This window comes from Streptomyces sp. NPDC048411 (genome assembly GCF_040704695.1).
GTDB lineage: Bacteria > Actinomycetota > Actinomycetes > Streptomycetales > Streptomycetaceae > Streptomyces.
Map to the genome: position 1 here is coordinate 1 of NZ_JBEZKL010000028.1, position 13,597 is coordinate 13,597.

At 68.7% G+C, this 13,597-nt stretch carries 12 protein-coding genes and 1 pseudogene; 7 read left to right on the top strand and 6 right to left on the bottom strand.

Going from position 1 to position 13,597, the window contains the following annotated elements:
- A pseudogene (locus AB0915_RS13015) lies at positions 1-81 on the bottom strand (electron transfer flavoprotein subunit beta); the annotation flags it as partial.
- 108 nt (positions 82-189) lie between these two features.
- Between AB0915_RS13015 and AB0915_RS13020 the strand changes: the two are divergent.
- From AB0915_RS13020 to AB0915_RS13050, 7 genes are all read left to right on the top strand, one after another.
- Positions 190-897 (top strand): TetR family transcriptional regulator, encoded by a 708-nt coding sequence (locus tag AB0915_RS13020; protein WP_366691133.1) that lies wholly within the window; start codon positions 190-192, stop codon positions 895-897.
- Between the two features lie 428 nt (positions 898-1,325).
- The gene (locus AB0915_RS13025; protein WP_366691190.1) at positions 1,326-1,694 is read left to right on the top strand and encodes a zinc ribbon domain-containing protein; all 369 of its coding nucleotides are present in this window, start codon (positions 1,326-1,328) and stop codon (positions 1,692-1,694) included.
- 21 nt (positions 1,695-1,715) lie between these two features.
- The gene (locus AB0915_RS13030) at positions 1,716-2,126 is read left to right on the top strand and encodes a hypothetical protein (protein ID WP_366691134.1); all 411 of its coding nucleotides are present in this window, start codon (positions 1,716-1,718) and stop codon (positions 2,124-2,126) included.
- Positions 2,127-2,529: 403 nt separating this feature from the next.
- Positions 2,530-4,248, top strand: coding sequence for a cytochrome c oxidase subunit I (gene ctaD / locus AB0915_RS13035; protein ID WP_366691191.1), 1,719 nt, complete (start codon positions 2,530-2,532; stop codon positions 4,246-4,248).
- 25 nt (positions 4,249-4,273) lie between these two features.
- The gene (locus tag AB0915_RS13040) at positions 4,274-4,618 is read left to right on the top strand and encodes a hypothetical protein (RefSeq protein ID WP_366691135.1); all 345 of its coding nucleotides are present in this window, start codon (positions 4,274-4,276) and stop codon (positions 4,616-4,618) included.
- A 133-nt stretch (positions 4,619-4,751) separates the two neighbouring features.
- Positions 4,752-6,113: an FAD-dependent oxidoreductase gene (locus AB0915_RS13045; protein ID WP_366691136.1), complete on the top strand. Its 1,362-nt coding sequence runs from the start codon at positions 4,752-4,754 to the stop codon at positions 6,111-6,113.
- A gap of 117 nt (positions 6,114-6,230) precedes the next feature.
- The gene (locus AB0915_RS13050; RefSeq protein WP_366691137.1) at positions 6,231-6,566 is read left to right on the top strand and encodes a glyoxalase; all 336 of its coding nucleotides are present in this window, start codon (positions 6,231-6,233) and stop codon (positions 6,564-6,566) included.
- A 120-nt stretch (positions 6,567-6,686) separates the two neighbouring features.
- On the opposite strand, the gene AB0915_RS13055 is transcribed toward AB0915_RS13050, so the two are convergent.
- From AB0915_RS13055 to mutA, 5 genes are all read right to left on the bottom strand, one after another.
- Positions 6,687-7,685 (bottom strand): aldo/keto reductase family protein, encoded by a 999-nt coding sequence (locus tag AB0915_RS13055; protein ID WP_366691138.1) that lies wholly within the window; start codon positions 7,683-7,685, stop codon positions 6,687-6,689.
- Between the two features lie 72 nt (positions 7,686-7,757).
- Positions 7,758-7,958, bottom strand: coding sequence for a hypothetical protein (locus AB0915_RS13060; RefSeq protein WP_366691139.1), 201 nt, complete (start codon positions 7,956-7,958; stop codon positions 7,758-7,760).
- Positions 7,959-8,009: 51 nt separating this feature from the next.
- Positions 8,010-9,008: a methylmalonyl Co-A mutase-associated GTPase MeaB gene (gene meaB / locus AB0915_RS13065; protein WP_366691140.1), complete on the bottom strand. Its 999-nt coding sequence runs from the start codon at positions 9,006-9,008 to the stop codon at positions 8,010-8,012.
- 12 nt (positions 9,009-9,020) lie between these two features.
- Complete coding sequence (gene scpA, locus AB0915_RS13070; RefSeq protein ID WP_366691141.1) at positions 9,021-11,222, bottom strand: methylmalonyl-CoA mutase; 2,202 nt, start codon at positions 11,220-11,222, stop codon at positions 9,021-9,023.
- The gene (gene mutA, locus AB0915_RS13075; RefSeq protein WP_366691142.1) at positions 11,222-13,081 is read right to left on the bottom strand and encodes a methylmalonyl-CoA mutase small subunit; all 1,860 of its coding nucleotides are present in this window, start codon (positions 13,079-13,081) and stop codon (positions 11,222-11,224) included. Before mutA ends, scpA begins: the two co-directional genes overlap by 1 nt.
- Between the last annotated feature and the right edge of the window lie 516 nt (positions 13,082-13,597).

Genomic DNA, 13,597 nt, shown 5'->3' on the forward strand with positions numbered 1-13,597 from the left:
CAGCGTCAGGTCATCGGCGAAGTGCCGGTCACCCGTGGCGTCGGGCACATACTTCACACAGACAACGATCCTCAAGCTCACGCCGGCTCTCCTACCTGGGTGTGGGTCCTGAGACGACCTTATGGAACTCAGTACCCTCTGTAAAGGTACGTAGTGTCGAACGGTCGGTATTGGTGTTAGGTTCCCGGCATGACCGAGGCACGCAGACCAGTGAAGAAACCCCCCATGCGGGAGGTGCTCGCCGAAGCGGCGTTCCAGCTCTTCCTGGAACGGGGCTTCGAGCGGACCACCGTGGACGACATCGTTGCGCGGGCCGGGGTCGGGCGGCGTTCGTTCTTCCGGTACTTCCCCTCCAAGGAGGACGTGGTCTTCCCCGACCACGAGCGCTGCCTCGCCGACATGACCGCGCTCCTGGAGGCGGCCGACGAGGGCGACCCGGTGAGCACGGTGTGCGATGCGGCCCGGCTCGTCCTGCGGATGTATGCGGCGAATCCGGAGTTCTCGGTCCAGCGCTACCACCTCACTCGGGAGGTTCCCGGCCTGCGCACCTACGAGTTGTCCGTGGTGCGCCGCTACGAACGGACGATGGCCGAATATCTGCGGGGCCGCTACGCCGGCACGCCGGACGGCCCGCTGCATGCCGAGGTGATCGCCGCTGCCGTGGTTGCCGCGCACAACAACGGCCTGCGCTCGTGGCTGCGTTCGGGTGGTGAGGGTGATGCCGAGGCCGCGGTGGACCACGCCCTCGGTGTCGTACAGGAAGTCTGGGGGGCGAAGGTCGCGGGCCCCGCAGGGCCGACCGCGGACGGCGAGGAGGTCGTCGTGGTGGTCGCCTCCAAGGGCACGCCGATGTGGCGTGTTGTGCAGAGGGTCGAGTCGGCTCTCGCCGAGGACTGACGGCCTCCCCCGTGAAAGAGAGTGGGCTCCCGGCGCCCTGCGACTTCTCCCTCAAGCTCTCGGCTTCGCTCGAGCAGGGAGGGGCCCCCTCCGGCGTTGTCGTCGGTCACCGACTCCCCCACAGCCTTGAGGGCGTGAGAGGTGCCCCCTCCGCGTCGGCTCCGTCCTCCGCCTTGCCATCGAAGCCGCACGACGCCGCTCGCTGATCCACTCCCCATCGCGGGGGGAGGCCGTAATGCCCCTCCCGGCAAGCTTTGCCCCGGCGGGCAAACATTGCCGGTCACGGCACTCATCGCAGAGAAGGAACTCGGTACCTTTACGTCTCGGCACTCAGTGCCATATGGTGCGCCTGCGTCTGTGTCGAGCCACGACGCTGACGCACCGAGCCGAGTTCAGGGGGTCGAGACGTGTCCCATTCCGTTTCAGCGATCGATGCCGCACCGACGGCGCAGGGTCAAACCGGACTGATCTATCAGCACTGCCGCTGGTGCGGCACCGCGTCCTTCAGGCGGCTTCTGTGCCCTGTGTGCGCGTCGAGCGATCTGGAATCCGTACGCAGTGACGGCCTCGGTGTCGTCGTGCGGACCAGCGTGGTGCACCGCTACACAGAGGCAGCACGCAACGAGTCGCTCGTCCGGCTGCCCGAAGGCTTCGTGTTCCGGTGCCGCGTCGTGGGCGCCGCGCCGCACCTGGTGCACGTCGGTGCGCGGGTGCGCCCCGTGGCAGAAGTTGCCCCGGAGACGGGGGAGATCGTCCTCGAACTCTGCGACCCCGGTGTGTATGCCGAATGGCAGTAGACCGGTCCCCGAGGCAACCGGATGCCCCGGACCCGTACGGCGCCGAGGGCTGCTTCCGCACAGGCGCTCGCGAACGCCACCGGCCCGCACGGGAGCCTGAACGGGCTGCTCCGCTCGTGTATCGAATTCACCCTGAACCAGGGTCACTTGATCGGTGTGCTGGTCGGGGAGCCGGGTCGGCTCCCGGAGAAGGAGCGCGAGGCGGCGCGTCAGGCGCAGCGGGACTGTCCGGCCCTGTGGGTCCGCCGGCTCGATGAGGTCCGGCCGGGTCTCGATGCGGCGGAGGTGAAGATCGTCGTGAACGCCATGTTCACCATGGTCGACAACGTGCCACGCACGGGGCGCATCGGCGAGCGGACGGACATGGCGGCCCGCCTCACGGATCTCGGTACAGCGCTATTTCTCGACGAGGGCCACCCGGGAGCGGAGTGAGCACGGTGGTTCACGGGACCATGTGTACCGCAAAGGATGCTCACGGAAGCGGAGTTGGGGAGGCGTGACATCGACGGCACCGGTTGCCCCGCCGACGGTGACGCTCGTGCCGCCGGAGGCCGGAGCACGCACGGCAGCGAACGCCCCGGCCGCCCCTTGGTACCGCCGAGCCCATGGCTGATCCGGACCGGACACCGCGGCGGGTCAGCACACCCTGATGGGTGAATGTCACGCCATGGCGGGCGCCGGGCAGCCCACGTCGGTCCCGTGGCTGGTTTGCTGCACCAGGAAACTGGCGCGACGCGCCGGGGGGACCTGCCGGCCGCCCCGGTGGGAGCGGCGCCCCGCCGGGTGCCGAGTCCGCCCGCGAAGGACCGACCGAAGGAGCGTCGTTGTGGCGACGATGGGCACAGCTGGGGCGGACGAGGCAGACGAGTCGTACGCGAACGAACTGCCGGTACGGAGCAAGGAACCGGGCAATGTCGTCATCAAGTGGATGACCACCACCGATCACAAGACGATCGGAACGTTGTACCTGGTCACCTCGTTCGCTTTCTTCGTCGTCGGCGGCGTGATGGCACTCATCATGCGCGCCGAGCTGGCCCGCCCCGGCATGCAGCTCATCTCGAGCGAGCAGTTCAACCAGTTGTTCACGATGCACGGCACGATCATGCTGCTGATGTTCGCGACGCCGCTGTTCGCCGGGTTCACGAACTGGATCATGCCGTTGCAGATCGGCGCGCCCGACGTGGCGTTCCCGCGGCTGAACATGTTCGCCTACTGGCTGTATCTTTTCGGCTCGATCATCGCGGTGGCCGGCTTCCTGACTCCGGCGGGGGCGGCGGACTTCGGCTGGTTCGCTTACTCCCCGCTGACCGACGCGGTCCATTCGCCCTCCATCGGCAGCGACCTGTGGATCATGGGTCTGGCCTTCTCCGGCTTCGGTACGATCCTCGGTTCGGTCAACTTCATCACCACGATCATCTGCCTGCGCGCACCGGGCATGACGATGTTCCGGATGCCGATCTTCGTGTGGAACGTCCTGCTGACCGCCGTGCTGGTCCTGCTGGCCTTCCCGGTGCTGGCAGCGGCCCTTCTGGTGTTGGAGGCGGACCGCAAGTTCGGGGCGCGGGTCTTCGAGGCGGCCAATGGCGGCGCACTGCTCTGGCAGCACCTCTTCTGGTTCTTCGGCCACCCGGAGGTGTACATCATCGCTCTGCCGTTCTTCGGCATCGTCACCGAGATCATCCCGGTCTTCAGCCGTAAACCGGTCTTCGGCTACATCGGTCTGATCAGCGCCACCATCTCCATCGCGGGCCTGTCCGTGACCGTGTGGGCGCACCACATGTTCGTCACCGGTGGCGTGCTGTTGCCGTTCTTCTCGTTCGTGACGTTCTTGATCGCGGTGCCGACCGGTGTGAAGTTCTTCAACTGGATCGGCACGATGTGGAAGGGATCGCTGTCCTTCGAGACACCGATGCTCTGGGCCATCGGTTTTCTGGTGACGTTCCTCTTCGGTGGTCTGACCGGCGTCATCCTGGCGTCGCCCCCGCTGGACTTCCATGTCTCGGACTCGTACTTCGTCGTCGCGCACTTCCACTACGTCGTCTTCGGCACGGTGGTCTTCGCGATGTTCGCCGGATTCCATTTCTGGTGGCCGAAGTTCACCGGCAAGATGCTGGACGAGCGGCTCGGCAAGATGTCGTTCTGGACGCTGTTCGTGGGCTTCCACGGCACGTTCCTGGTGCAGCACTGGCTCGGCGCGGAGGGCATGCCGCGCCGTTACGCGGACTACCTCGCCGCCGACGGATTCACCGCGCTGAACACGATCTCGACGATCTCCTCGTTCCTCCTCGGACTGTCGCTGCTGCCGTTCTTCTACAACGTGTGGAAGACCGCCAAGTACGGAAAGCCGGTCGAGGTCGACGACCCGTGGGGCTACGGCCGTTCGCTGGAGTGGGCGACCTCCTGCCCGCCGCCGCGGCACAACTTCCTCACCCTGCCGCGGATCCGCTCCGAATCCCCGGCGTTCGACCTGCACCACCCCGCCGTACGCACCCTCGACAAGGCGCAGAACCGCCCGCACACCACCCCCGGGGGTCCGGGGCCGAACCCGGCGTGACGGAGCCCCGGCGAAAGGAGGACGAATGGACGACGACAAGGACAGCGCCGCCCGCGGCCTGGCACAGATGGAGGGCTACCTGCTGTGGAACGCCGAGGTCGAGGAGGCGCGCAGACGGGCTGCCCGGTTCACCGGCGAGCTGCCCTGGCTCACCACCGCCCAGTGTGAGGAAGTGGAACGCGTCTACACGGCGGACCGGGTTGCCGCATCCCGGGCGATGCTGTCCCGGATCGCGGACCGCGCCATCGAACTGCGTGGTGAGTACAACGACCGCTATGCCGCGCTCAGAGCACGCTGCGTCGTGACCGCTGTCGTCACCGCAGGTGCGGTCAGCGGCACGTGCACAGCCCTCACCCTGCTGACCCGCTGACTCCCCGCCGTCGTCCGTTCCGCCGCCCTCAGCGGGCGAAGTCGGACGTGGTTCGTGAGGATGTGGGGTGATGGGCGCGTGTGACCGGGCAGGAGTACGGGCCACCGCGCAGACCCGAGAAGGGACGAACACCGTGGCACGACCCAGGATCCTCGTCGTCGGTGCCGGATTTGCCGGGGTCGAGTGCGTACGCCGTCTGGAGCGCGGACTCAACCTCGGCGAGGCGGACATCGCGCTCGTCGCCCCGTTCTCTTACCAGCTCTACCTGCCGCTGCTGCCCCAGGTGGCCGCGGGCGTCCTCACCCCACAGTCCGTCGCGCTGTCGCTGCGCCGCAGCCGCCGGTACCGCACCCGGATCATTCCGGGCGGAGCGATCGGCGTGGACCCGAAGGCGAAGGTCTGCGTCATCCGCAAGATCACCGACGAGATCGTCGACGAACCGTACGACTACATTGTCCTCGCCCCCGGCAGCGTCACCCGTACGTTCGACATCCCGGGGCTGCTCGACAACGCCCGCGGCATGAAGACACTGGCCGAGGCCGCGTACGTACGCGACCATGTGATCGCCCAGCTCGACCTGGCGGACGCCAGCCACGACGAGGACGAACGGGCCTCCCGGCTGCAGTTCGTGGTGGTCGGCGGCGGCTACGCGGGCACCGAGACCGCGGCGTGTCTGCAGCGGCTCACCATGAACGCCGTCGGGCAATACCCCCGGCTCGACCCGAAGCTCATCAAGTGGCACCTGATCGACATCGCCCCGAAGCTGATGCCCGAGCTGGGGGACAAGCTCGGACTCAGCGCCCTGGCAGTCCTGCGCGAGCGAGGCATCGAAGTGTCGCTCGGCGTCTCCGTCGCCGAAGCCGGACCGGACATGGTGACGCTCACCGACGGCCGCGTACTGCCCTGCCGCACACTGATCTGGACGGCCGGCGTCGCCGCGAGCCCGCTGGTCGCCACCTTCGACGCCGAAACGGTACGAGGACGGCTGGCAGTAACACCCGAGATGACCCTGCCGGGGTTCGACGGCGTCTTCGCGCTCGGCGACGCCGCCGCTGTGCCGGACCTGGTCAAAGGCGATGGCGCGGTCTGCCCGCCCACCGCGCAGCACGCCATGCGTCAGGGACGCAGGCTCGCCGACAACCTGATCGCGACTCTGCGGCACCAGCCGCTGAAGCCGTACGTCCACAGAGACCTCGGGCTCGTCGTGGACCTCGGCGGCAAGGACGCGGTCTCCAAGCCGCTCGGCATCGAGATGCACGGCATCGCCGCGCAGGCCGTGGCCCGTGGCTATCACTGGTCGGCGCTGCGCACCAATGTGGCCAAGGCCCGCGTCATGACCAACTGGATGCTCAACGCGATCGCCGGTGACGACTTCGTACGCACCGGATTCCAGGCCAGGCATCCCGCCACGTTGCGCGACTTCGAGTACACAAACGCCTACCTCACACCTGCACAGGTCCGTGAGCACACGGCGTCGATGACCGCCCGCGGCTGACTCCGGATTTCCTCAGCGGGTCCGGTCACATTGCTCCGACGGCGCGTGTCATAGCACTGACGGACGGAGTTCCGCCGCAGTGACAGGCTGCAGGACGCGCGACACGAGGAGCACGTAATGACCGCAGGCATCAAGACGATCATCTACCCCGTCAAGGACCTGGCCGGGGCAAAGTCCCTGTTCATCACCTTGCTGGGGACGGAGCCCGTGAGGGACGAGCCGTACTACGTCGGCTACCGGGTCGCCGGCCAGGACATCGGTCCGGATCCCCACGGCCACAGCAAGGGAATGACCGGTCCGCTCGCCTACTGGCACGTCGACGACATCGAGGCCGGGCTCCTCGAAGCGGGTGCGGAGACCGTGCAGGCGATCCAGGACGTCGGCGGAGGCAAGCTCACCGCCTCGCTGAAGGACGCGGACGGCAATGCGATCGGCCTCATTCAGCCCGCCTGAGTTGCGAGGTCCAGTCGACAAACCGCTGTCAGCGTGCGCCGACGGCGGTTCGGCGACAGGACCTGGGGCCGCTGCTCCGACGGAGCGGCGGCCCCTCCCCGTCGCGGGTGACCGGTCGACTCAGTCGTTGCCCCCGTGGCCCGCGGTCAGCGCCGGGTTGCGTTCCACCACCGGCTCCAGTACGTCGTCGATGGCCTTGAGCAGATCCGCGTCGAACGTCACGCCCGCCGCCTTGGCGTTCTCCGTGACCTGCTCGGGCCGGGAGGCGCCGATGATCGCGGCGGAGACGTTGGAGTTCTGCAGCACCCAGGCGACGGCCAGCTGGGCAAGGCTCAGACCGGCTTCGTCGGCGAGCGGCCGCAGCTGCTGGACGCGCTCCAGGACGTCGTCGCGGAGCCACCCGGCGACGAAGTCCGCACCGCCCTTCTCATCGGTCGCCCGAGAGCCGGCCGGAGGCTGGGCCCCCGGCTTGTACTTGCCGGTCAGCACACCCTGGGCGATCGGCGACCAGACGATCTGACCGATGCCGAGTTCCTCGGAGGCGGGCACCACTTCGGCCTCGATGACCCGCCACAGCGCCGAGTACTGCGGTTGGTTGGAGATGAACGGAACGTTCAGCTCGCGGGCCAGCCGGTGTCCGGCGCGCAGCTGGTCGGCCGTCCACTCGGAGACGCCGATGTAGAGGGCTTTACCGGAGCGGACCACGTCGGCGAACGCCTCCATGGTCTCCTCCAGCGGCGTGGAGTGGTCGTAACGGTGGGCCTGGTACAGGTCCACGTAGTCGGTCTGCAGCCGGCGCAGGGAGTTGTCGATCGATTCGAGGATGTGCTTGCGGCCCAGGCCGCGGTCGTTCTGCCCCGGGCCGGTCGGGAAGTAGACCTTGGTGAACACCTCGATGCTCTCGCGGCGCTGGTCCTTGAGTGCCCGGCCGAGGACGGCCTCGGCGCGGGTCTCGGCGTAGACGTCCGCCGTGTCGAAGGTGGTGATTCCGGCGTCCAGGGCGGCGCGGATGCAGGCGACGGCCGCGTCCTCCTCCACCTGGGAGCCGTGGGTGATCCAATTTCCGTAGGCGATCTCACTGATCGTCAGACCGCTGCGGCCGAGTCGGCGGAATTCCATGTGCCTGCTCTCCCTGTGCTGATACGTGAACACGTCATGCTATGCCGAGGCGTTCTGCTTTGCCGGGAAGGTTCAGGCAGCGGGGACGAGGAAGCCGACGAGGCGGCGTTCCGCGCGGTCGGCGCCGAACCGGAACTGGTCGGCGAAGCCCTGGAGATACGGTCCCGGCTCGCCGCCCACCGCCGCCGCGACACGCTGTACCAGCGCATCGACCGGATCTCCGCGCACCTCGGCCCGCAGTGGCGCCACGGCGACCAAAAGCTCCAGGTCCACCTGGCCCTCACCATGCACCGCACGGCGGGGTGAGGGCCGGAGAATCGCGGATCAGCCGTTGCGCGCCTTGCCCCGGAACGCGGCGAGGATCTCCTCGGCGGCGAGTGTCGCCGTCAACTCGCCGTCGCGCACGCGCTGTTCGAGAGCCGGCGCGAGGGTGCGGACGTCCGGATGGCTGCGCAGACTGTCCAGCAGCTCGTCCCGCACCATCGTCCAGGTCCAGTCGACCTGCTGCTCGCGCCGTTTCGCGGCCAGCCGCCCCGTCGAGTCCAGCAGTGCATGGTGCTGCTCCAGCCGCTCCCACAACGTGTCGAGACCGGTCGATTCACGGGCGCTGCACGTCAGCACCGGGGGATTCCACGCCGCGTCGGCCGGGTGCATCAGCCGCAGGGCGCCCGCCAGTTCACGGGCCGCCGCACGCGCGTCCCGCTCGTGCGGACCGTCGGCCTTGTTCACCGCGATGGCGTCCGCCAGCTCCAGGACCCCCTTCTTGATGCCCTGCAGCTGATCGCCGGTACGGGCCAGCGTGAGCAGCAGAAACGTGTCGACCATCTGGGCCACGGCCGTCTCGGACTGGCCCACGCCGACCGTCTCCACCAGCACCACGTCGTAACCTGCGGCTTCCATCACCACGATGGACTCCCGGGTCGCCTTGGCCACCCCGCCCAGCGTCCCGGCGGTGGGGGAGGGGCGTACGAACGCCGCCGGATCGACTGCGAGCCTTTCCATCCTGGTCTTGTCGCCCAGGATGGAGCCGCCGGTGCGGCTGGAGGACGGATCGACCGCCAGCACCGCGACCCGGTGCCCGAGCCCGGTGAGCATCGTGCCGAGCGCGTCGATGAAAGTGGACTTCCCGACCCCGGGCACCCCGCTGATGCCGATGCGCCGGGCGTTACCGGACTGCGGCAGCAGCTCGCGGAGCAACTGCTGGGCCAGCGCCCGGTGATCGGGGCGGGTGGACTCGACGAGAGTGATGGCGCGCGCGATGTGCGCCCGCTTCCCGTCGAGCACTCCCTTCACATAGCTGTCGATATCGATTGTCGGAGCCATCGGGTCAGCGGCTCACAGCTCATGGCCGAGCGCGGCACCGAGCCGCGTCACCAGATCGAAGGCGGCGTCGGGGATCACCGTGCCGGGCGGGAACACGGCGGTCGCACCCGCCTCGTGCAGCGCCTCGACGTCCTGCGGCGGGATCACCCCACCCACGACGATCATGATGTCGTCACGGCCCTCGGCGGCCAGCTCCGCACGGAGCGCCGGCACGAGAGTGAGGTGCCCGGCCGCCAGCGAGGAGACACCCACGATGTGAACGTCGGCCTCGACCGCCTGCCGCGCCACCTCCGCCGGCGTCTGGAACAGCGGGCCGACGTCGACGTCGAAGCCCAGGTCGGCGAAGGCCGTGGAGATCACCTTCTGACCCCGGTCATGGCCGTCCTGGCCCATCTTGGCGACCAGGATGCGCGGACGGCGCCCCTCCGCCTCCTCGAACCGGTCGACCAGCGTCCGGGTACGGTCCACGGAAGGTGACTCCCCAGCCTCGTTGCGGTACACACCGGAGATCGTACGGATCTGGCCCGCGTGCCTCCCGTACACCTTCTCCAGTGCGTCCGAGATCTCGCCGACCGTGGCCATCGCGCGGGCCGCGTCGACCGCGAGCGCCAGCAGATTGCCGTCGAGGCCTGGGCCGGGACCGCGCTCGGCAGCCGCCGTCAGTGCTCGCAGCGACGCCTGGCAGGTGCCCTCGTCGCGCTCCGCGCGCAGCCGCCGTAGCTTCTCGATCTGTTGCGATCGCACCGAGGAGTTGTCGACCTTGAGCACATCGATCTGCTCATCGGTCTCCACCCGGTACTTGTTGACCCCGATCACGGGCTGCCGCCCGGAGTCGATCCGGGCCTGCGTACGGGCCGCAGCCTCCTCCACCCGGAGCTTCGGGATGCCCGCGTCGATGGCCTGCGCCATCCCGCCCGCCGCCTCGACCTCCTCGATGTGCTGCCAGGCCCGACGCGCCAGGTCGTACGTCAGCTTCTCCACGTACGCGCTGCCACCCCACGGGTCGATGACCCGGCCGGTACCGGACTCCTGCTGCAGCAGCAGCTGGGTGTTCCGGGCGATTCGCGCCGAGAAGTCCGTCGGCAGCGCCAGGGCCTCGTCGAGGGCGTTGGTGTGCAGCGACTGGGTGTGCCCCTGAGTGGCGGCCATCGCCTCCACACAGGTCCGCGTGACGTTGTTGAACACGTCCTGCGCGGTGAGCGACCATCCCGATGTCTGCGAATGGGTGCGCAGCGAAAGGGACTTGGCGTTCTTCGGCTCGAACTCCTTGACCAGCTTCGCCCAGAGCAGCCGGGCCGCCCGCAGCTTCGCGATCTCCATGAAGAAGTTCATGCCGATGGCCCAGAAGAAGGACAGCCGCGGTGCGAACGCGTCGACATCGAGACCGGCGTCCCGCCCGGCCCGCAGATACTCCACCCCGTCCGCGAGGGTGTATGCCAGCTCCAGATCGGCCGTCGCACCCGCTTCCTGGATGTGATAGCCGGAGATGGAGATCGAGTTGTAGCGCGGCATCTTCTGCGAGGTGTACGCGAAGATGTCGGAGATGATCCGCATCGAGGGCTTCGGCGGATAGATGTAGGTGTTACGGACCATGAACTCCTTGAGGATGTCGTTCTGAATGGTCCCGGCCAGCTTCTCGGGCGGTACGCCCTGCTCCTCGGCGGCCACGATGTACAGCGCGAGTACGGGGAGCACCGCGCCGTTCATCGTCATCGACACCGTCATGCGGTCCAGCGGAATGCCGTCGAACAGCTGGCGCATGTCGTAGATCGAGTCGATCGCCACGCCTGCCATGCCGACATCGCCGGTCACCCGCGGGTGGTCGCTGTCGTAGCCGCGGTGGGTCGGCAGGTCGAAGGCGACGGAGAGTCCCTTCTGCCCGGCCGCGAGATTGCGGCGGTAGAAGGCGTTGGACTCCTCGGCCGTGGAGAAGCCCGCGTACTGGCGGATCGTCCAGGGCTGGTTGACGTACATCGTCGGGTAGGGACCGCGCAGATACGGGGCCAGACCCGGGTACGTGCCGAGGAAGTCGAGTCCTTCCAGGTCACGCCCGGTGTACAGCGGCTTGACCGAGATGCCCTCCGGCGTCTCCCACAGCAGATCGCCGTCGGGGTCGCCGGTGGACTTCTTCACCGCTGTGCGCCACTGGTCCTCGGACCCCTCGGCGCCGGTGCCCGGCCCGAGTTCGATGTCGGAGAAGTCGGGGATCCGCATTACGCCACACCCATACGGTCGAGAACGGAGGAGAGCACGGCCACCACATCGCAGCCCGCGAAGACGTACGCGTCGACATCGGGATACTCGGCGGGCCGGCCCGCGAGGAACACCCGCTGCGCACCGGCCGCGCGCAGCGCCGAGGCCACGGCACCGGCCTGCTCCGCGTAGAGCGCGTCGCTGGAACACAGCACCGCCACACCGGCCCCACTGGCGGCGAAGGCTCCGACGGCCGTCGACGCGTCCACCGACACCGGGTCGTGCACGGGCTCGATCCCGCCCGCCTGGAACAGGTTGGCGGCGAACGTGGCCCGCGCGGTGTGCGCCGACGCGGGTCCGAGTGCGGCGAGGAACACCCGTGGGCGGCTGCCCGTCGCCGCCAGATGGGCGTCCGACCGCGCGCGCAGCGCCTCGAACGCCTCGTCACGACGGACCACTGGCAGGCCGGCCGGCGTGGCACCGGTGCCGGGAGCGGTCTCGCGCTCCACCGGACGCTCCGTCAGCTGCGGGAACTCGCTGACCCCGGTGATCGGCTCCTTGCGCCGCGCCAGATCCTTGCTGCGCGCCGCCCAGGTGGCGGCCAGCCGCTCACCGACCAGGCCGGAGGCCAGCGCCGCGGCCTGGCCGCCCGCCCGCTCGATCTCCTGGAAGAACGCCCAGGCCGCGCCGGCGAGTTCGGTGGTCAGTCGCTCCACGTACCAGGAGCCGCCCGCCGGGTCGATGACCCGGGCCAGATGCGACTCCTCCAGCAGGATCGTCGATGTATTGCGGGCGATGCGCCGGGCGAACGCGTCCGGCAGACCCAGCGCGTGATCGAACGGCAGCACGGTGACGGAGTCGGCCCCGCCGACTCCCGCGCCCAGGCACGCCAGCGTCGTCCGCAGCATGTTCACCCACGGATCGCGACGCGTCATCATCACCGGCGACGTCACCGCGTGCTGATGTTGCGCACCGGCGCCCGAAGCCCCGCACACCTCGGCCACCCGCGCCCACAGCCGGCGTGCCGCCCGCAGCTTGGCGATGGTCAGGAACTGGTCGGCCGTCGCGGCGTACCGGAACTCCACCTGCGCGCAGGCCGCCTCGACGGAGAGCCCCGCCCTGGTCAGCGCCCGCAGATAGGCCACACCCGTGGCCAGCGAACTGCCCAGTTCCTGGGCGGCCGAGCCACCGGCCTCGTGGTATGGCAGCGCGTCCACCGTGAGGGCCCGCAGCCCGGGGTACTCCTTCGCGCACCGCTCCGCCCAGTGCACGGCGGAGGTCAGATCCGGAGCAACGCCGCTGCGGGCCGCCTGCCCCAGCGGATCCGCGCCGAGACTGCCGCGCACCGATGCCGCGGCAACCCCGCGCGCCTGATACAGCCGGAGCAGTTCTGTTGCCGCGGCGTCGAGTTCACCGCCCGCGTCGAGCGCGAGGGGAGCCAGATCGAGGTAGACACCGTCCAGTGCCCGCGCCAGACCGGACACCGGTACACCCGCGGTACCGCCGACGGTCAGCCACAGCGACGTGACACCGTTCTCCAGATCCGTGAGCACGGCCTCGTTGAGCCGGGCCGGATCCGTCAGGCTGTGCCACTGCCTTACGTCCCAGCCGCTCACCGCGTTCCCCGCGGCCTTGCTGCCGCGGGTGAAGGGGGCGAAGCCCGGATATCCGGCATCGGGCGCGTCATCGCGCGAGGTGTAGAGAGGGCGGGTGATGAGCCCGTCCTCCACCGTGGTGGACAGCGCTTCCTCGGCGGCCGAACCCGCAACATCCTTGCCCGACCTGCGCAGCACACCTTCGACCAGGCTCTGCCACTGTTCATGGGCTGGATCAGGGAACTCGGCGGCCAACGAAAGCCCGTCAGCAGGCAGGACCGTCATGCTTGGATGCTAGGCGAAGGCTCAGATGAGCAGCAGGGGGACCGCCTGTGACCTTGCCCTCTCCCAACGCGCTTGATCCGGTACGGACAGTGGCGTAGTCGGGTTCCGTCAAGACCTTGGTGTTTCCTCGACCCCTGCTGGCATGTGCTCCATGGATCTGCTGCCTGCATTGCATGTGCAAGATAATTCCGAATATCTTGTCGCACATACGGTCCTACGTGATCGGGTGGGCGGTGCACGCCTGCCGGGGGCTTGCCCGATACAACCCGCCGCGACGGGCGGCTGATGGTCTCCGCCGAGACATCGGATCCGGTCGCCGAGGTCACCCCCTCACCCCCGGAACAGCCGCCGAACGGGGGCTCACCGCAGGTACGGCCGCGTGGATCGGCGTCAAGGCGACCGGGGTAGCCCCCGTCGTTCTCTGCCCGTGGCGGCCGAAGAGGTCGCCGCCAGGGGCAGATTGTCACAGTGCGGCACTAAATGACCGAAGTTATGCTGCTGACATTCCATCCTTCA